At 46.3% G+C, this 18664-nt stretch carries 16 protein-coding genes and 2 pseudogenes; 7 read left to right on the forward strand and 11 right to left on the reverse strand.

All coding sequences use genetic code 11. The features are described from left to right. Nucleotides 1–75 precede the first annotated feature (75 nt). The 4 genes and pseudogenes from QUB14_RS15930 to QUB14_RS15945 form a co-directional block, all read right to left on the reverse strand. A pseudogene (locus QUB14_RS15930) lies at nucleotides 76–378 on the reverse strand (transposase); the annotation flags it as partial. 123 nt (nucleotides 379–501) lie between these two features. Beyond that, the gene (locus QUB14_RS15935) at nucleotides 502–1701 is read right to left on the reverse strand and encodes an FAD-dependent monooxygenase (protein ID WP_333217950.1); all 1200 of its coding nucleotides are present in this window, start codon (nucleotides 1699–1701) and stop codon (nucleotides 502–504) included. 78 nt (nucleotides 1702–1779) lie between these two features. Further along, nucleotides 1780–2376 (reverse strand): Uma2 family endonuclease, encoded by a 597-nt coding sequence (locus QUB14_RS15940; RefSeq protein WP_333217948.1) that lies wholly within the window; start codon nucleotides 2374–2376, stop codon nucleotides 1780–1782. 67 nt (nucleotides 2377–2443) lie between these two features. Then, nucleotides 2444–2860 (reverse strand): VOC family protein, encoded by a 417-nt coding sequence (locus QUB14_RS15945; RefSeq protein ID WP_333217947.1) that lies wholly within the window; start codon nucleotides 2858–2860, stop codon nucleotides 2444–2446. A 379-nt stretch (nucleotides 2861–3239) separates the two neighbouring features. Between QUB14_RS15945 and QUB14_RS15950 the strand changes: the two genes are divergently transcribed. Together QUB14_RS15950 and QUB14_RS15955 are read left to right on the forward strand one after the other, a co-directional pair. Continuing rightward, nucleotides 3240–3614, forward strand: coding sequence for a response regulator (locus QUB14_RS15950; RefSeq protein ID WP_190659809.1), 375 nt, complete (start codon nucleotides 3240–3242; stop codon nucleotides 3612–3614). Nucleotides 3615–3853: 239 nt separating this feature from the next. After that, nucleotides 3854–5179, forward strand: a complete 1326-nt coding sequence (locus tag QUB14_RS15955) for an ATP-binding protein (protein ID WP_333217945.1) — start codon at nucleotides 3854–3856, stop codon at nucleotides 5177–5179. Nucleotides 5180–5504: 325 nt separating this feature from the next. On the opposite strand, the gene QUB14_RS15960 is transcribed toward QUB14_RS15955, so the two are convergent. Both QUB14_RS15960 and QUB14_RS15965 read right to left on the reverse strand, forming a co-directional pair. After that, nucleotides 5505–6041 carry a GrpB family protein gene (locus QUB14_RS15960; protein ID WP_333217944.1) on the reverse strand — a complete coding sequence of 179 codons (537 nt, stop codon included), beginning with the start codon at nucleotides 6039–6041 and terminating at the stop codon, nucleotides 5505–5507. An 83-nt stretch (nucleotides 6042–6124) separates the two neighbouring features. Next, on the reverse strand, nucleotides 6125–6673 hold the full coding sequence (locus QUB14_RS15965; RefSeq protein WP_333217942.1) for a GNAT family N-acetyltransferase: 549 nt from the start codon (nucleotides 6671–6673) through the stop codon (nucleotides 6125–6127). 200 nt (nucleotides 6674–6873) lie between these two features. Here QUB14_RS15965 and cax point away from each other — a divergent pair, with 200 nt between their 5' ends. Beyond that, nucleotides 6874–7995 (forward strand): calcium/proton exchanger, encoded by a 1122-nt coding sequence (gene cax, locus QUB14_RS15970; RefSeq protein WP_190659801.1) that lies wholly within the window; start codon nucleotides 6874–6876, stop codon nucleotides 7993–7995. A 1121-nt stretch (nucleotides 7996–9116) separates the two neighbouring features. Further along, on the forward strand, nucleotides 9117–11186 hold the full coding sequence (locus tag QUB14_RS15975; protein WP_333217940.1) for a serine/threonine-protein kinase: 2070 nt from the start codon (nucleotides 9117–9119) through the stop codon (nucleotides 11184–11186). Nucleotides 11187–11284: 98 nt separating this feature from the next. On the opposite strand, the gene QUB14_RS15980 is transcribed toward QUB14_RS15975, so the two are convergent. The 3 genes from QUB14_RS15980 to QUB14_RS15990 form a co-directional block, all read right to left on the reverse strand. Continuing rightward, nucleotides 11285–11836: a GUN4 domain-containing protein gene (locus QUB14_RS15980; protein ID WP_333217938.1), complete on the reverse strand. Its 552-nt coding sequence runs from the start codon at nucleotides 11834–11836 to the stop codon at nucleotides 11285–11287. A gap of 59 nt (nucleotides 11837–11895) precedes the next feature. Further along, on the reverse strand, nucleotides 11896–13416 hold the full coding sequence (locus QUB14_RS15985; protein ID WP_333217937.1) for a calcium-binding protein: 1521 nt from the start codon (nucleotides 13414–13416) through the stop codon (nucleotides 11896–11898). Nucleotides 13417–13643: 227 nt separating this feature from the next. After that, on the reverse strand, nucleotides 13644–14282 hold the full coding sequence (locus QUB14_RS15990; protein ID WP_333217936.1) for a transaldolase family protein: 639 nt from the start codon (nucleotides 14280–14282) through the stop codon (nucleotides 13644–13646). Between the two features lie 437 nt (nucleotides 14283–14719). On the opposite strand from QUB14_RS15990, the gene QUB14_RS15995 reads away from it, so the two are divergent. Continuing rightward, a complete protein-coding gene (locus QUB14_RS15995; RefSeq protein WP_333217934.1) occupies nucleotides 14720–14947 on the forward strand; it encodes a hypothetical protein in 228 nt (75 codons plus the stop codon). Between the two features lie 176 nt (nucleotides 14948–15123). On the opposite strand, the gene QUB14_RS16000 is transcribed toward QUB14_RS15995, so the two are convergent. Beyond that, nucleotides 15124–15792, reverse strand: a complete 669-nt coding sequence (locus QUB14_RS16000; protein WP_333217932.1) for an ElyC/SanA/YdcF family protein — start codon at nucleotides 15790–15792, stop codon at nucleotides 15124–15126. Between the two features lie 96 nt (nucleotides 15793–15888). Here QUB14_RS16000 and QUB14_RS16005 point away from each other — a divergent pair, with 96 nt between their 5' ends. Next, a complete protein-coding gene (locus tag QUB14_RS16005; protein ID WP_333217930.1) occupies nucleotides 15889–16560 on the forward strand; it encodes an aminotransferase class IV in 672 nt (223 codons plus the stop codon). A 116-nt stretch (nucleotides 16561–16676) separates the two neighbouring features. Then, a complete protein-coding gene (locus QUB14_RS16010; RefSeq protein WP_333217929.1) occupies nucleotides 16677–18128 on the forward strand; it encodes an anthranilate synthase component I in 1452 nt (483 codons plus the stop codon). 159 nt (nucleotides 18129–18287) lie between these two features. Here QUB14_RS16010 and QUB14_RS16015 read toward each other — a convergent pair. Beyond that, nucleotides 18288–18579, reverse strand: a pseudogene (locus QUB14_RS16015) (IS1 family transposase); the annotation flags it as partial. Nucleotides 18580–18664 lie beyond the last annotated feature (85 nt).

The raw sequence follows: 18664 nt of genomic DNA on the forward strand, positions 1-18664 counted from the left end.
ATTGAGTAAGATTTCATTGGGACTATTATTTCTACATTAAATATTAGTGTACCTCATAAACCTGGGATACGCTGTAAGACAATCAAGAACTAACTGCCATCGTTGATCCATCACCATTTCTTCAATCACTTCATCATCAGAAATACCCAAATATGCTTGTAGAATAATTGCCAAGGCAAGTTGTGCAGGAGGAACTGGACTCTGACCCACTGTGCTGTCTTTAAAAATTGTAGCCAGTTGTTTTTGAAACTCATCATTAAATATGAATGAACGGTTCAGTCGAAGAAACGTGAATAACTTGGCTCGTTTAATGCGTTTGATAATCAACGCTTCTCTTTCTGAGAGTTCAATTGGAGGATGCCATAAGGGAGGACGCATAAGATTTCTTTCTTCTTCCTGATTGTGAGAATTTAACAGGCTTCTCAATTCACATATCATTTCCAGTCTGTTTTGTCAAGACCGCATACTGAACCGATGCTCTAGCTTTAGCTATGGAGTTCCTTACACAACCAATTTTACCTCTGTTACTCCTTGGCGCAATTCATACTGTTTTTTTACCCAAAATTGTTTAATTTTTTCACCCAAAAACGGAGCCGTTTGCATCATCAATAAACGCAATAATCGATTTTTTCGCAGTTGTTCGCCTTTCCCGGCTTCTTGTGCTTGAAGTTGTTGGGCGCGAATAATTTCGGGTTCCCGTTCTGCCTGAATCCGCGATAATGCTAAGTCAATATCCTCGTAATTAGCCCCTGCTTTCAATAAAGGTACAAGGTGATTGGCGGCAACAATTACATCGCGCAAAGCCATGTTAATTCCTTGAGCGCGAACCGGAGACATGGGATGTGCCGCATCCCCCAAAAGTATGATTCCTGGTCGATGCCAGCGCGGACAGCGACCAACCACAACAGATAATCGCATCGGAGATTCGATCGTATCGGCACAGTTGCGGAAATGTTCTGCCATCCACGCAGGCGATCGCGATGCGAAAGTTTCTGCCCAGTCTGTGTGTTTCCAATCGGTTTTGTCATCGGCAGATAGCACCCAAGCCAGATGAAGTTTTCCTGATTCTGCCCCATGAAAGACACTAAATCCGCTACCGCCATTCAGGATGGAATAAAATACATTATCCGCCACAAACCGAGGATGAGCGGCAAGTTTAAACCACAGAACATCTATACTATTCTGCTGTTTTACTAACTCTAATTCTGCACGCTGTCGTACAACCGAGTTTCTACCATCTGTACCAATCACAAGTGCAGCAGGAATCTCTCGCCCATCTCCTAGCTTTACACCCGCAATGCGATCGTTGCTGTACAGTAAATCTTTTACGGGAACACCTGGGATAAATTCAAACTCTGGATGCAACTGAGCTTCTGAAATTAGTGTTTCTAGCAAAGGCGGTTGCGATACCAGTGTACAAGGTCGATTTGACCCCATTGGCTCATCAACTCGAAATAACTGCCGATCGCCCACAATGAACTCCCAGGCATCAATTTGTCGGTGTGGAACACCTTCGAGCATAGTGGATAAACCCATTTGGGCGATCGCATCCAATCCGCTGGGCATTAACGCTTCACCGCGAAACACTCGGTAGGAATCTTTTGCAGCCTCAACCAAGGTTACGGCAATACCTCGTTTGACCAGCAGTAAGGCAAGTGCCGCACCAGTTGGCCCCGATCCCACAATTACAACTTGCATCATTGCCCTTCCCCATTGCTTTTTGCGGATATTGAGATGTCAAAAAAGGTGGTAAAAGGAGGCGAAATCCCCTATTTCCAGCTATTTCTGGAGTGCCTGTTGAAAAGTCTTAACTGCATCAACATGATTCACCATATTGATGCAACGCAACAACAAATCCAAATCGATCCCTTTCACCTCCTCACTACTGGAAACCTTTTCATAATAAAGTGTATTGTCCTCTCCCCGGAGGTGATAAACCTCTAACAATCCATCTTCCCAGAACCACACTTCCTTTATCTTCAGCCGCTTGTATGCCTCCAGTTGGTTGATGCCACCACTGGAAAACACGACCTCGATCGCCAAATCGGGTAGCTTACGACCAGGGGCAAGTTTATAAGATTCATCCGCCTCTCGCTTAACGGCTACCCCTTCACTTTCTAGCGTCATTGAGCCAGTTGGAGTAAAGTCAAACCCCGCCATCAGCAGGTACAGTTCCACCAATGCGGCAATTCTCTTCTTAACGGTTTCGTGGGGTTCTCCAGGCATTCGTCGTATCTCCAGAATTCCATCCAGGAAAGAAAGTCGATATCCTGGACGGTCTAACAATTGCTCAACTGCTTTGAACTCTCTCCAAGTGAGTCCCTCAAACAGAAGGGGTGATTCTTTTCTGGGTGGTGCGATGATTGCTGCGGTCATTTGATTCTCCAGTCTATTTCCAGATGAGAAACGATCGGGTTTGGAGGGCTATTTGTTTATTATAACTTTAAGTAGCTTTCTCCACTGTAAATCCGATTTCTTGCCCGTATGATAGTTCCAGCGTGTGACCGTCCGGGTCTCGCAAAAAAGCCCAGTAGCCGATCGGATATCCAGAATCTTTTGGTTCCTCAAGCAGTACGCCTTCTTGACGTGCTTTGTCGCAGAGTTCGTCCATATATTCGCGGCTTTTGCAACCTACTCCGAGGTGTGCAAAGGGAGACAACACGGGATGTACGGAGTCTGTTTGAATTAGCACAATTACAAAAGGGCGAGTGCGATCGGAAAGCCAGACCACAGCAACACCAGTTTCTGCATCAATGCGGCGGTGAACGACCTGCATTCCAGCATACTTGGAGTAGAATTCAATACTGCGATCGACATCGGAAACGGGCAGTGCGATGTGTGTGAGACCGATATCAATCATATGTTATCTTGCTCCCGTCATATTAGGCTTAAAATCAATAATTGCCACTTCCAATATCATAAATTTAATGAGACGATCGCCACTTATACCAATTTTTTATGAGGCCCCGTAGAATCCGATCCCCCCTAGCCCCCCGCGTCCGGGGGGGGACAAGAGTCTGATCTTTCGTTCCCCTACTATCAGGGAGATGCGAGGGGGATCGAGATATGTGCAACTTCACATTAAATTGGTATAACCGCTCGTAACTGTCCATCGTTTTGCTGCCTAGTATTTGTAAGCAGCAAAACCTGAGCGGAACCAAGAAGATTTACCTCTCAAGGTAGATGTCGGTTAATCCGGCCTTTGAGATACTCCATATGAAATGTAACTATTTATACTAATGCCGCATCTTTTGTTGGTAGACGACGAAGCCCCACTCTGTGAAAGCCTTGCTTACTCACTGAGAAAGGAAGGCTATGAGGTCACTACAGCACCAGATGGACACAGCGCGATCAAACAATTCCACAAGCAAGTACCCGATATCATTCTGCTCGATCTGATGATGCCAGAAGTTGATGGGATGGAAGTGTGTTGGCGTATCCGGGCTTTTTCTAATGTGCCTATACTGATGCTAACGGCTAAAGACCAAGATATGGATAAAGTGTTGGGCTTAGAGGCAGGGGCAGATGATTATGTGACCAAACCCTTCAATACGCAGGAATTGCTCGCACGGATTAAAGCTTTGCTGCGCCGCCATCATGCGGAATCTACTTAAAAGCGATTAAGGCATCCTTCAAGGGTTTGATAGCTCGGTTGGCTCAATCCATGACCAATGGCGCTAGGTTAGGATCGCTTGCAACGGATACACCATTTATCCCAGCCATGTTTGAGCCGATGAAACTTTTTGCCCAAGACTCCTTTACGAGCAGATGGTTAGCATCTCTTCGGTGGAATTCAATCCACACGAAGCTCTTGGCTACCTACCTGATCCTGATCGTCTTAGGAACCTCGCTTATGTCTGGTTACATCCTATGGACGTTTTATGCCTTTTTCATGCAGTCTCGTCAGACAGATTTAGAAAACTGGGCAACAGCACTGAGCGAGAGCGTTGCAGATGCCCTCCAAGAAAAAGATATGCAACGGGTGCAGATCATTGTCCGGCGCTATGGGGCACCCGCCAATATCACACTCCGTGTCTTTGATGCCCAAGGTTCGCTGTTAGCCACCTCTGACCCTCGAACAGATCGACAAATCACCAATTGGCTGCTGATATCTGGCGTTTCAGAAGCACTAGACGGTCATTCGGTGCAGGGCGTTACTAAAGGGGTTTTATCAAGGGAAGATCGCCTCTATATTGTCAAACCGATGACTCGCAACGGTCAGATGTTGGGGATATTACGCATCTCGATTACTTTAGAACAGTTTCAGAAACAGTTTGTAAGGGTGATCTGGACAATTTTAGCCGCCCTTGGCATTACCATTCTTCTCTGTACCTTGGTCAGCAATCGATTAGCCCGGAGTCTCTCTAAACCCATTGAGGTGATGCGAAACTTTGCGATTCGCGTGGGTAGAGGACAGTTTGATGACAAACTCGTGATTCGTCAAAGCAATGAACTAGACCAACTCGCAACGGAACTGAATCGTATGAGTGAACGGTTGAAATCATTGGACAACGAACGCAGAGCCTTCCTAGCGAATGTTTCCCATGAACTGCGGACCCCTGTGAGTAATGTTCAGGTCACCATTGATGCGCTGGAGCGTGGCGCTGTGGATGAGCCGGAGTTGCGCGATCGCTTCTTTCAAACCATCAAAGAGGAGACGAAGCGACTTTCGGGCTTAATTCACGATTTGCTTGATTTAGGACGCTTAGAAGCGGGTGTCACGCTATTAGAAATCCAAGCCATTGCCTTAGAAAGTGTCATCAGCCGTGCGATTAGAGCAATGGAAGTTCGTATGCAGGCTAAAAACGTGACTGTAGAAGTTGATGTTGCTGACCTTCGGATTATGGGCGATTCGGAACGCTTATTACAGGCTTTTTTGAATCTCTTAGACAATGCGATTAAGTACTCTACCCCCAATGCTCGTATTTTCATTGCTGCCTCTGGCAACAAGCAACAGGCTCTGATTTCAATTCGAGACCAGGGAAGCGGCATTCCTGAAACCGATTTACCTCGCATTTTTGAACAGTTTTACACCACGAGCCGCTCTAGTAAGAATGGGGTTGGTCTGGGTCTAGCGATTGCCAGACGCATTATTGAAGCGCATGGAGGCAGTATTACAGCCAGTAGTAAACCCGGTCAAGGGGCTGTATTCACCCTTTCTCTACCCTTAGAATCATAAGTAGTTGATCCCGTTGTCTGGTTCCGTGTCACTTCTTCCACCTGACTCACAGCAGTATTAGTCAAATGGATAGGAAAACCCGACTCTGCCAAATCAGACAATCTAGATTTAATTATCTTTTTATTTAAAGAAAAATGTTGTGCTAATTCTTTGTCAGGACATTTGCATTTTTTATAATTATTTAGTAGTCTCTAATACCAATTTAATGTGAAGTTGCACATATCTCGATCCCCCTCGCATCTCCCTGATAGTCGGGGGACGAAAGATCGGACTCTTGTCCCCCCCCGGACGCGGGGGGCTAGGGGGGATCGGATTCTACGGGGCCTCATAAAAAATTGGTATTAGCCGCTTTCAGATCCATTGCTTTAATGAAACCATCTTTTCCGTCCATGTACCCTTGAATATTATCAGGGTATTTTTGGGCAAGTTTTCTCTTTAGTTCGCTGTATTGCTGCGCGTCCTCAGGATGGGAAATCATATAATCTCGAAACGCTAAATGGCGCTCTATCTGCGCTGAGTTCACTTCAAACCCGTGAATTTGGTGTGTTCTAATCCCTGCTTCATTACCCTTGCGAAAATAACGACGACCGGATATCCCAAACTCACCCATTGCTTCATAACCTAATGCCTCAAGTGCTGAACTCTGTGTATCGAGTTTTATAATATCTTTAACCTCAACTAACATATCGATAATCGGCTTTGCATAAATTTGTGGAATGGCTGTGCTACCAATGTGATGTATAGCAACCACATTGTCCCTAAGTGCAAGTGCAATCAGTTTAGACTCAGTTTCAAAGGCGCTGCGCCAATTTGGATCGTGCGGGACGACTTCTACTTTGAAAAAATCTACTTTTATTGACATGGCTGATAATTATTGGCTTTTTTTGTCATCTCATTGATTTACCATCGGATTTAACCGAAACAGATTTTATTATGCCTCATATTTTACGGGCTGGGTTCAAAGCTCTTAAACATACGGACAACGGGGAGGAACTGACTGTTTGGGAGAGAAATTTCAAACCGCTCAATCACCTGATAGTCAAATTTTGTGTAAAATGGCTCTCCCGCCAGCGTCGCAATCATCTCAACTTCCTTAAATCCAGCACGCTCAGCAGCCATTTCACATACTCGCATAATCTGACTTCCAATTCCTCGACGTGCCCATGCTGGATGAACAAAGAATGCACGAATTTTTGCCGAGTCGCTGTCTGGGTTGAGGAGGCTGTCTTCTGGATTATTTTTGCCTGAATCACCTCCATAAAGCGTTTTACGCTTACTCCAACCACCGCAACCAACAATTTGGTGATTGTTCTCAGCAACAAAGTATGTTTGGTCTTGAATCAGTTGAGTATCAACCCCAAAAACTGTGCCCAGTGCGCCTTCAATCTGCTCTGAAGTGTAGTAGCCTGCTTGCAAAGCTCTAGCAGAATCAGGAATTAAAGTTGTCAGCTTAGGAATGTCTTCTAAGGAAGCTAATCGAATACAAAAATCCATTGAACCGATCGGCTAAACAAATCGCTCTCTTAGTTTGTCACATCCGTGAAAGCGGCAATGCAGCGATCGCTCGTTAGCGAAGCCCTCGAAGAGGATCGCCCACCCCCAGCTTTAAGCCAACACCCAAATCCCTCGCCCTCGCCCTTTTTTTCATTTGGTCACAGGCTATGATTGACGGTTGGCAGCTTTTGAGAATCTAAATGCTAAACACAAATACAATTATTTCCAGCCTGCTGTTATTTATCCCAGTTTCCATCGCCGGACACTTTCTCGGCTGGGAATCCTCCACAATCTTTATCACCTCGGCTTTAGCCATCGTCCCCCTAGCCGCCTGGATGGGCACAGCCACCGAAGAAATCGCCGTTGTCCTCGGTGCCAACTTGGGGGGTTTGCTGAACGCTACCTTCGGAAATGCCACGGAACTGATTATCGGCATCGTCGCCCTCAACGCCGGACTAATAGATGTTGTCAAGGCCAGCATTACCGGTTCAATTATGAGCAACCTGCTGCTGGTGATGGGATTTGCGATGCTGCTGGGTGGCTTGCGCTACAAAGAACAAGAATTTCAGCCGATAGTCGCCCGGTTGAACGCTTCAGCGATGAACTTAGCCGTGATTGCCATTTTGGTGCCGACTGCAGTTAATGCCACCTCTACGGGCATCCCTCCGCAAACTATGCAGAACCTCTCTAGCGCTGTTGCTATAGTCCTGATTCTCGTCTACGTGCTGACGCTGCTGTTTTCGATGAAAACCCACAGTTATCTGTACGATGCAGGCGTGGCAGAAATAGAAATGCTTGAAGAATTAGCCGAAAGTAACTTAGCACCAGACAGCCCTGACCACAAAGTCAATCTGCCGCTGTGGATTGGGGTGCTGTTGGCCTGTACCCTGATGGTAGCTGTCGAGTCGGAACTGTTGGTGGGTACTCTCGAAGAAGCGACGGCGCGTTTGGGGCTGACATCACTGTTTACCGGGGTGATTTTAGTGCCGATTATTGGCAATGCAGCCGAACATACGACGGCGGTGACGGTGGCGATGAAAAATAAAATGGATTTGTCGGTTTCTGTGGCCGTGGGTTCGAGTTTGCAAATTGCTTTGTTTGTTGCGCCGGTCTTGGTTTTGGCAGGTTTTGTCTTGGGCAAACCGATGGACTTGAATTTCAACCCGTTTGAACTTGTAGCGGTTGCGGTGTCGGTGCTGATCGCCAATTCTATCAGTTCTGACGGCAACTCTAACTGGCTCGAAGGTACTTTGCTGTTGGCAGCTTATACGGTTTTGGCGCTGGCGTTCTACTTCCATCCGGTAATTGAGGGACTTGTTTAAAACGCTTTCTTCTGCTGAAGGAAGAGGGAAGAGGGAAGAGGGAAGAAGGAAGAAGACAGATTTTTTCACTCCCTCACTCCCCCACTCCCCTACTCTCACTTCTTTCTTCGAGAGTGGTGGTTGCGATCGTACAATTGAAATGTAGCTGCTCTCTCGTTATTAGTTCTGGTCTGTTTGTACATTATGTGCTGTCATCAGGGATTTGTGACCTCGATCGGCTGTGACAAACAACAAAACCTTTGGCATCAACCCGATCGTTAGAGCGCAGTGCCACAGGTTATACAAAAACACGGGATGCTGAAGTCAAGCGAGACTCAAGCCTCCCTTGACTTCAGAGACGCTGCAAGATTTCAATCAAGGGTGCTCATGAGTCTTTTACTAGGTGTGCTACGATCGTCATAAGTTGAAAATTGAGTCTAACTAGACAAAGTAAAACCTCGTACTCTTATTGTTGAGTACGTCGTTTCACAAACACGGTGTTGCCGTCTAGGAAAACTCGTATTTGAACAAAAACCGAACTAGATAAAGAGGACTAATCAAATACGGTATGCCATACCGGAATTAACGATTTTAGAGAAGACACCTCTAATGCGGCTTGAGTAATCTTGTCAAGGCAAGTAACCCAAGCTGAATCAAAAATCTCACTCACCAAGAGTGCACAGAGGTTAATCTAATCGCTTAATACTTGATTAAACTTCCTCAGAGCTGCTGATGACAAGCATATTGACAGAGGCGCAGTTTTGTGCAACATTCTCAGAATAATGCCCAAAATATGCAGGAAAAATTTTCAGGAAGAGTAAACGACGGTCGATTTAAAACTGACCAGCCTATAAAAAGGTCGAACGGGATACCACGATTCGTTAAATTGGTTGAAAATAATGGTTAAACAATGGCTAAAAGCTTCCACAATAATAAATAGTTGTACAGACTTCAAAAATAGGGTGCTGCTCCACCCGAATTTACGCCTGTGGACAAGTAAGAGCCGACTCTCTTGGCAGAAACAGGAATCAGACCCTCTAGAAAACACTTCTAGTTGAATGGTGAAGCTTAAATAAGTTTAGCCAAGTTTTGTAGAGCAGTGTCCAAGTAAAACTTGATAGAGCAACCTCAATCAGGGTTATGTGGCTTCTGTGAGTTATTGCCTCAATCCCAAATGCCCGAATCCCTCCGATCCAGCCAACTCTGGCAAATCCGTGTGTATCCACTGCGGGTCTGAACTTTTGTTGCAAGGTCGATATCGGCTAGTCGCGCCTCTCGGAGGCGGCGGCTTTGGCAGAACATTTGAAGTGGACGATAACGGCGCCCGAAGAGTGCTCAAAGTCCTGCTCAAAGAACATCCCAAAGCTGTAGAACTGTTTAAGCAAGAAGCCGACGTATTGGTCAGGCTCAGACATCCAGGTATTCCAAAAGTCGATCGCGACGGTTATTTTACATTTACGCCCGCTCACAGCACAGAGTCTTTTCACTGTCTGGTGATGGAGAAAATTGCTGGGGCCAATTTGCAAGACTGGCTGAAACACCGGGGCCGCCCCATCAGTCAAGAACAAGCTGTGAACTGGCTCAAACAACTGTCGGAAATTTTAGACCAAGTTCACCGCCTCAACTATTTCCATCGGGATATCAAGCCGCACAATATTATGTGCAAGCCAAACGGGCAGTTAGTGCTGATTGACTTCGGGACTGCTCGGGAAGTGTCGGCGACTTATTTCGCTAAGGTCGGTCAGGGGCAAAATGTGACTGGTATTGTTTCCCCGGGCTACACGCCGCCGGAACAAACTAATGGCAAGGCTGTTCCGCAGTCAGATTTTTTTGCTCTGGGCCGCACTTTTGTTTATTTGCTGACTGGAAAGCCACCGACTGCGTTTCCAGAGAACCCGCGCACGGGCAGATTAATGTGGCGCAAAGGAGCTCCTCAGGTTTCCGACGCCGTGGCTAATGTAATCGATTATCTGATGGCGCCTTTTCCGGGAAATCGACCTCAAAGCCCGCAGATGGTTTTGCAGTGCTTGGAGGAAATTAATCTCGACGGCGCGGAAAGTCAGTTGCCTACTCAGTTGCCGACGACGGGGCAAACTAAACTTCGCGCAACTTCCGGGACGCCTGAGGCGAAGAAGCAGACTTCTGTAAACCGCCTCAGACCTCTGAATTCGGGATTGAACAAGACCGAGAAAGATGTTTTTGATTGGAAAAAGAAGTTGCTGGCGGGCACGGCTGTTTTGATGCTGGGTATTGGCGCGTCTCAAATTTACGGTTCGCTGCGTTACGGGGTGTTTCCGGCAAACCCGGTGTGGCTGCTTTCTACTTTACCTACCACTCATTTTTTGCAAAGAAGTTTGGATAATGTGGGGGGTGTAAATGCGATCGCCCTGTCGCCTGACGGTCAAACTTTGGTGAGCGCAAGCTTTGGGACGATTAGAATTTGGAATGTGAGGACGGGACGCCTAGTGCGGACTCTCAATTCGGTGCATTCTAAAGAATCGGTCAAGACGCTGGCGGTGAGCCCCGACAGCTCGATTTTGGCCAGCGGCGGCGGCGACAAGAATGTGATTCTCTGGGATTTGAAGACGGGGCGACGGATGCGGACGATTCCGGCTCACAAAGCCTCCGTCAACGCCATCGCTTTTAGCAGGGACGGTCAAACTCTCGCTAGCGGCAGCGATGACAAAACTATTCGCTTGTGGAATGTCAGAACCGGCAGCAGGTTGCGGACTTTGAGCGGCCACGCCGGAGGAGTAAACGCGATCGCTGTGAGCCGGGACGGTAAAACTCTGGCTAGCGGCAGCCAGGACAAGACTGTGCGTTTGTGGAATCTCGGTACCGGAGAAGTCAGAAGAATTATCACAGGTCACGGGGGCCCGGTTACTGCTGTGGCTTTTAGCCCGAACGGGCAAATTGTGGCTAGTGCTAGCACCGACAAACGGATCGTATTGTCGAACGTGCAAGACGGGAAGCGCACCCGCACTTTTAAAGGGCATTCGAGCTCGGTGAGGACGATCGCCTTTAGCCCGGACAGCCGCACTTTGATTAGCGGGGGCGGAGATATTATAGTTTGGGATTTGAAGACAGGAAAAGAAAGAAGCAGTCTTTCGGGTCACAGTCAGTTTGTGAGTTCTGTTGGTATTGCCAGAGATAGCAAGACTTTTGTGAGCGGCAGTCCCGATCGCACTATTAAGATTTGGCGAATGCCATAGTCCTACTATTTTAGATTTTAGATTGAAGAGTCGAGGCGATCGAGAAATCCCATCCCGACTCCGACGTGGAAGTCTGGGCATTGCCCGTCCTACAACTGTTACTTGCCGCAATTGGCAAAAGTAGAAAACAGGTTAAATTCTGTAACTCTCCACGCTTGCCATGTCTGCGCGCCCGCAAAAAGACTGTACCTAGTTATGCTTTTATCGCTGTCAACATAACTTTGCCAACTTAATGAAGCAACAGTTGGATACTGGGCTGGAAACTCCCCTGGTATAGGACTTACTTGAGAGCTCATGTTCCATCCTACTTGCTTGCTAAATTCTTTAATTTGACCTTCGCAAGTTCGACAGTTAGAACCGCCGACTTTCTGCCAAATCTCTAACTGCGGAGTCAATCCATATTTGCCATTGCTCGATCGCATCCACATCCCATCGATCGCGCGGAGGTTCGGACAAGACAGATTGGCGGAGTTGTTGCGGATCAGAGAGACTGTTTCTTGATCGGCTTCGTACCATTTTTTGGCTTCTAATAAGGATTGAAGTTTGCTAAATTCGCTGTTGCTTTCTTGTGAATGAGCGGTAAATGCTGGTTGCAAAACTGCAAGAAATGTGCCTATTAATGCGAGTGATTGTTTGCCAAGTTTAATCATGATGTCCCTCTGAGTAAAAGTGATTTAACAAATGACCAGTTTACCATCCATCTCTCGACCTAGATGAAATCTTCAGAGCCGATGAGGTTCGGAGCAACGCCTGTCAAAGAAGCTAAAACTTCACCGCTGCTGGCTACTCTAATTAATGTGCCGTTAGTTCCAGGGGAAATTGATAGCTGTCCGAAAGTCAAGCCATTGATTAATTGAATGGTATCTTGAGAGTTGGTGAAATCAGAGAATGTATCAACTCCCAACCCTGCACCTAAAACAAATACATCGTTGCCCGCGCCGCCGACTAGATTATCGTTGCCCAAACCGCCGTTGAGAGTGTCAAAACCTTTGCCGCCAGATAGGTTGTCGCTGCCACCGCCCCCGATAACGATATCGTTACCTTGTCTGCCGGTGAGTGCGTCATCGCCGTCTAAACCGCTGATATTATCGCTGCCGTTCGTGCCTGTCAGGTTGTCGTTGCCGTTCGTGCCGTTGAGGACGTTTGGAGAGTTATTGGTGCCGCCTGGAGTGTTACCGGTGTCAGAAACGAAGATGTCGCGACTAGCGTTAGTATCTCCCGGCACTAGGTCGGGGGCATCAGACGAAAATGCTACAAACCGCCCGTCGGCGGAGATGGAGGGGAGGGTGGAATAACCGTTTCCCTGATTGCCTGTCCCTGAAACAGAGAGGCGGGTGGTGGTGTTGGTTGACAAGTCGCGGACGAAGATGTCGCGGTCATTGTTAGTGTCCCCGGGCACGAGGTTGGATGCGTCAGATTCAAACGCTACAAACCGCCCGTCGGCGGAGATGGAGGGGTTGGAGGAGCCGTCGTTCCCCTGATTGCCTGCTGAATCTACAGAGACGCGGGTGGTGGTATTGGTTAACAAGTCGCGCACGAAGATGTCGCGGCTAGCGTTAGTATCCCCCGGCACGAGGTTGCGGACAAAAGATGAAAATGCCACAAACCGCCCGTCGGCTGAGATGGAGGCGTCGGAAGACTCGCCGATCCCCTGATTGCCTGCTGAATCTACAGAGACGCGGGTGGTGGTGTTGGTTGACAAGTCGCGCACGAAGATGTCGTCGGTACTGTTAGTGTCCCCCGGCACGAGGTTGGAGGCATCAGATGAAAACGCCACAAACCGCCCGTCGGCTGAGATGGATGGAAAAAAGGAGCCAATGGAGGAGCCGTCGTTCCCCTGATTGCCTGCTGAGTCTACAGAGACGCGGGTGGTGGTATTGGTTAACAAGTCGCGCACGAAGATGTCGCTGCGATTGTTAGTGTCCCCCGGCACGAGGTTGGACGCCAAAGATGAAAACGCGACAAACCGCCCGTCGGCTGAGATGGAGGCGACGCCGAAAAAATTGTTGTTCGCCTGATTGCCTGCTGAATCTACAGAGACGCGGGTGGTGGTATTGGTTAACAAGTCGCGCACGAAGCTGTCGTCGGTACTGTTAGTATCCCCCGGCACGAGGTTGGACGCCAAAGATCCAAACGTTACAAACCGCCCGTCGGCTGAGATGGAGGGACGGAAGGAGAAGCCGATCGCCTGATTGCCTGCTGAATCTACAGAGACGCGAGTAATAGTCATAAGCCCTGACATTTAAGACTACAAGTTTGGAGATGCCGTGCGGTTGATTGACATCATTCAATAAGCAGCTCTCAAAGTCAATTCATAAAATTCATAACCTTGAGTTTATAAAAGTCATACTTATCAACAAATGTTACCAACAGTAGACAAAATAGCCAAACTCATATAGAGTCAGCGAGCGAATGATACTTCCTCCAGAATTAAGGAAGTTTTCTCTATTGCAACATCTAATAACTAATTCCCCGCCCGTTGTTGGCAAATTCATCAACTGTTTGCTGCGATAATTCGTGAACTGCGATCGCTTGCAATACATCCAAAGGCAAGGTCAAATGATGGGCTCCAGCTAATAAAGTCTTTACCGCTTCTTCCGGCGATTTAATGCTAGCTGCCAAAATCTCAGTATTAGTTCTGTGCAACACATTTGCCATATCCCGCACTAAGGCAAAACCGTCTCCTAGGAGTCGGGTGGCGCGATTCACGTAGGCGATCGCATATTTTGCCCCAGCTTCTGCTGAGACAACTGCTTGTGATGCGCTGTATATCGCCGTCACCGCGCAAGGAATGGAGGGTGACAAATGCGCGACTGCTTGGAAACCAGCCGCCGTTGCTGGAACTTTCAAGACTGTTTGCTGTCCAATTAATTCAAAAGCGGCTTTTCCTTCTGCTACCATGCCATCAACATCAGATGCCATTAGCTGATAATACACTTCCCCAGGAATCAGTTGTGCCAGTTGTTTAAGGGTTTGCTCAGGAGATAACTCGCTTTTTGCCAAAAGTGTCGGATTAGTAGTAATTCCCGCTATCCATCCGAACTTGCTCGCCCGTGCGGCTTCCGCTACAATTGCAGTATCAACATAAATTGCCATCAGCTCTACACCTTCAGTTTGTTAATATTTCCCAGACGGTTGCTTGCAGATTGATATAAATCCGAGCGAAATTAATTGTTAATCTTTAACAATATCAGAATCTCGGAAATATTACTGTTAAGTAAATATAACACTTCAGTGATGTGCATCATCGGTAGTAGTGCGTGAGTTTTGAATTTAACAGGACTTAGGCTCCCAAACCCCGTTTCTTACAAAAAATTGGTGGAGGACGACCTATCCGTGAATAAATCGGCTTTCTGAGGAAAATTGGCTAAGTGCTATTTAAGATAGCTAACAACTGAAATCACAACTTTTAAGTCAGTTGGTAACTGCGATTGTCGGGTAAGGAAAACTTGACTCCCCAAATCCCGGATACAAAGAAATTACATTTGTATTAAGGGTTATGTATGCAATAACTCCAGGAGGTGACTCAGAAAATGACCGAAGAAAAAAATCAGCAGCCACAAGTCAGCCTTGAGACATCTTCTGAACAGCCCCAGTTGGAAAAACCAGCAGAAACTGCTGAAGAATTGTCGATAAATCTTAAGTCTGAAACTCTGTCTCAAGCGGTTGAAAATAACGCCGAAGACCGTTTGAAGGCTCTAGGCCGCTTAATGATGGTGAGCTTAACTTGGTCGCTGGCGGGGCTTTCCAAACGCGAGTAAGTTATGGAACACTACCGCAACGGGCGAGTTATGATTTGTGAGTTGTGTTGTAAGTTTTGTTTAACTCAAAACTTACAACTCCCGGACTTTCGTGATGTCCGGTTAGTTGTAATAAAACCCGTTTTTAGTGAAGACTTTAGTCCTTAAAGCAAGGACTAAAGTTTTCAACAGAGCACTCATAACTTTTCTTTAATTCCTTCAAACGGGCCCAAAAAAGTCGGTTCTGGACGGGTAACGCGCACTTCCCAAAGCGCTTTGAGGACTGCCAGAAATTCGCGGAAACTGTAGCGAATCATGCTATTTTGGCGAAATTTGCCCCAATCCGGCGTTCCTAAGCCGATCGCCTCTACGCCCAACTGGCGGCAGGTATAAACAGCGCGGGCTAAGTGAAAGTTTTGGGTAACTAAAACAGCCTGGGTTATGCCAAAAATCTCTTTCGCCCGGTAGCAACTTTCATAGGTGCTAAATCCGGCATAATCGAGAATGATATTATTAGTCGGTACGCCCTGGGCTTCGGCGTACTCCTGCATTGCTTGGACTTCGTTGTAATCGACGCTGCTATTGTCTCCTGTCATCAAAAGTTTGTCGACTCGCCCCGCTTTGTACAAATCGACCCCTGCTTGGACTCGATCGGCTAACATGGGGGTTGGAGTGCCATCTTCCCAAACTCCGGCACCAAAAACTATAGCGATGGATTCAGCAGGCACGTTAGCTATATCGTTGTGGCGGTAGTTGCGGGTAACAAGTCGGACGTAGTAGTTGAGGGCTAGGGGTGTGAGCACTGAGGTTAATATTAACAGCCCGAGGGCAAGGCGCCATTGAAATATAAAGGGTTTAGGCAACATAAATTCAAGTTAACTTCCTATTTAATTACAAAAACAGGAACCTTCGCTGGTCGAAAAATTGTCAAGTTACCTAATTTACATTATATTGAAAAAAATATGATTCAACAACAGCAAAAATTTGAATTGCTGGAATCACTTTTATGGGAACCCAAAAACGGCTATTTTTTGCTAGACAGACATCTTCAAAGATTAGAGCTATCGGCTGATTATTTTAATTTCCCCCTATCGCTAACAGAAGCAAGCAATGCTTTACAAGCATTAAGTATGACTTGCGGGTCAGTCAAACACAAAATACGGTTAACAATATCTTGTGAGGGACACATAAAATTACAAGCTCAGACACTAGATAGCGGTATCTTAAAAATCGGTGCATCTGTGGGAATTGCCCGCAAACCGATCGATTCTCAAAACCCATTTCTTTACCACAAGACAACTTACCGATTGCCTTATACAATGGCTTTGGAGTCGCAGCCCGAATATCAGGATGTCTTTCTGTGGAATCAAGATGGAGTTATCACCGAATCCACGATCGCCAATATCGTGCTCGATACACCCGCAGGTCTAATCACACCTCCCGTCAAGTGCGGTTTATTACCCGGGACGTTTCGTTCTCAACTTTTAGAGGAGGGAAAAATTAGAGAAGAATTAATTACCTTAGATGATTTGCACAGTACCCAAACTCTATTTCTCATTAACTCCGTTAGGGGTTGGATACGTCTCAAAAAAGAAGCAAGCCGAGATGTTTGGAAAGTTGTCAGTAATGGCTGAGATAACGCTTTCAATCGATTTTAGTAGGTGCGAACTGTGAACCTTACTACTACAGATAGTGTCAAAATTGACTCGTAGCGTAAGTTCTGAAAGTGTTAACCATAGTGCAATCTCTTATGAAACAAATACAACCTTGGCATTGGCGAAAGCTTCCCCTAAATCAGCGCAGCGGATCTGAAATTTTTCAAATTTTATTTCTCGGTCAAACTGCCGACAGTGCAAGCTCAATATCGGATTGTTTCCCCCGCGATATGGCGGTTCTGCTAGAAAGTCCAGTTACATCTTCTACTAACTTGGCACGATATTCTATTTGTGCAGGTTCTCCCCGAATAATTGATGGTCAATCTCAGCTATGGACACCGCCAGTCGGTGAAATTTTACCTTTTTTGCGCGCTCTTTTAAACTCTCAAAAGCAAAATTTAGCAGTAAATGTACCGCCGGAAATTCCTTTTACTGGGGGTTGGTTGGGATGGCTAGGTTATGATTTAGCATGGGAAATCGAACACCTGCCCCAACTCAATACCGATCCGCTTCCTTTCCCGGTTAGCTGTTGGTACGAACCAGAATCTTTTGCGGTTTTAGACAGTCAAACGCAAATTCTCTGGTTGGCTGCGAGTCAACCTTCTCACCTCGATGTTATGCAGCATCAATTAGAGCAAACCGATCGAGAAATAATCGAGAATAATTTACCGGAAAATTATCAACCAAATTCCGCTACTCCTATTTTTCAACTCTCTCAGAGTCAATATAAAGAAATAGTGCAAAAAGCTCAGAAGTATATTCATGCGGGCGATATTTTTCAGGCTAATTTATCTTTGCGGTTTGAAGCCCGTACAGATTGCAGTAGTTGGTCAATTTACCGCGCTTTGCAACGGATCAATCCTTCGCCTTTTGCAAGTTATTGGCAAACTCCGTGGGGGTCGATAGTTAGTTGTTCGCCGGAAAGACTGGTTCAATTATTAGGAAAAAAAGTGGATACTAGACCGATCGCGGGAACAAGAGCGCGAGGTTTAACCGACATTCAAGATGAGCAGTTAGCACAGGAATTAATAGAGAATATCAAAGAAAGAGCCGAACATATTATGTTAGTTGACTTAGAGCGCAACGATATCGGGAGGGTGTGTGAATGGGGTTCAGTAAAAGTTAACGAATTTCTGACGATTGAACGCTACAGTCACGTGATGCACCTTGTCAGTAATGTTATCGGTACATTAAGAGGAGATTGCGACGCGATCGACTTGATTCGAGGGGTATTTCCGGGCGGTACGATTACAGGCTGTCCGAAAGTGCGCTGTCTGGAAATCATCGAAGAATTGGAACCCGTGAAGCGCAATTTATTTTACGGTTCCTGCGGTTATTTGGACTGGCGCGGCAACCTGGATTTAAATATTTTGATTCGCACCCTTTTATATGCACCAAAAAGTGACGGTACAACCGGGGGAGTTGTTTGGGGACAAGTGGGTGCGGGGATTGTTGCTGATAGCGATCCAGAAAGGGAATGGCAGGAGTCGCTGCAGAAAGCTCAAGCTCAAGTTAATGCTTTGAAATTAGCGGAAATATTTGATTAGATGCGTCTTAGCTCAAGGGAGTTTTTAAGATTATTGAAAATTACGATCGCCGATTTACTTTAGATGTAATACTGATTAAGTTTGTAAAAAAATAAAAATATTGTAGTATTAAGGTTAGGAAAATGTTGGTATGGTATTGCCATGATAGTTTTTTGGTAGTCATGCACAGTAATGATATCGTTTTCTTATGCAAGAATTATAGTGATGTACAAAGTTAAAAATTGCCCCAATATGGTGCAAGCAGTTTTTTTGAGAAAGACAAGGTTGTACGAACCAAACGAGAAATTCGCTGCCGTAAAGTATTATTAAGTATTTCAATATGACTGGTTTTTCCCAATTCTTTGCCTACAGGTCGATGTCTTTTAAAAGGTAGCACTTCTGAATAAGATTCCCAAAAATCAGTATAACAAACAGCACATTGTCTATAGACAGGAGGTAAAGATTGCCAGAGATCGGACTGAGCTCCTCCAAAAAGCCATCTATATTCTTTACCCCCAGGATCGTAGCCGATCGCGATCGCATCCTTTTCCCAAATC

This window comes from Microcoleus sp. B3-D2 (genome assembly GCF_036705345.1).
GTDB lineage: Bacteria > Cyanobacteriota > Cyanobacteriia > Cyanobacteriales > Microcoleaceae > Microcoleus.

Bases quoted from the DNA above. Each gene is read 5' to 3' on its own strand.
- QUB14_RS15935 (WP_333217950.1), bottom strand. From the start codon at position 1,701: ATGATGCAAGTTGTAATTGTGGGATCGGGGCCAACTGGTGCGGCACTT.
- QUB14_RS15940 (WP_333217948.1), bottom strand. From the start codon at position 2,376: ATGACCGCAGCAATCATCGCACCACCCAGAAAAGAATCACCCCTTCTG.
- QUB14_RS15945 (WP_333217947.1), bottom strand. From the start codon at position 2,860: ATGATTGATATCGGTCTCACACACATCGCACTGCCCGTTTCCGATGTC.
- QUB14_RS15950 (WP_190659809.1), top strand. From the start codon at position 3,240: ATGCCGCATCTTTTGTTGGTAGACGACGAAGCCCCACTCTGTGAAAGC.
- QUB14_RS15955 (WP_333217945.1), top strand. From the start codon at position 3,854: ATGTCTGGTTACATCCTATGGACGTTTTATGCCTTTTTCATGCAGTCT.
- QUB14_RS15960 (WP_333217944.1), bottom strand. From the start codon at position 6,041: ATGTCAATAAAAGTAGATTTTTTCAAAGTAGAAGTCGTCCCGCACGAT.
- QUB14_RS15965 (WP_333217942.1), bottom strand. From the start codon at position 6,673: ATGGATTTTTGTATTCGATTAGCTTCCTTAGAAGACATTCCTAAGCTG.
- cax (WP_190659801.1), top strand. From the start codon at position 6,874: ATGCTAAACACAAATACAATTATTTCCAGCCTGCTGTTATTTATCCCA.
- QUB14_RS15980 (WP_333217938.1), bottom strand. From the start codon at position 11,836: ATGATTAAACTTGGCAAACAATCACTCGCATTAATAGGCACATTTCTT.
- QUB14_RS15985 (WP_333217937.1), bottom strand. From the start codon at position 13,416: ATGACTATTACTCGCGTCTCTGTAGATTCAGCAGGCAATCAGGCGATC.
- QUB14_RS15990 (WP_333217936.1), bottom strand. From the start codon at position 14,282: ATGGCAATTTATGTTGATACTGCAATTGTAGCGGAAGCCGCACGGGCG.
- QUB14_RS15995 (WP_333217934.1), top strand. From the start codon at position 14,720: ATGACCGAAGAAAAAAATCAGCAGCCACAAGTCAGCCTTGAGACATCT.
- QUB14_RS16000 (WP_333217932.1), bottom strand. From the start codon at position 15,792: ATGTTGCCTAAACCCTTTATATTTCAATGGCGCCTTGCCCTCGGGCTG.
- QUB14_RS16005 (WP_333217930.1), top strand. From the start codon at position 15,889: ATGATTCAACAACAGCAAAAATTTGAATTGCTGGAATCACTTTTATGG.
- QUB14_RS16010 (WP_333217929.1), top strand. From the start codon at position 16,677: ATGAAACAAATACAACCTTGGCATTGGCGAAAGCTTCCCCTAAATCAG.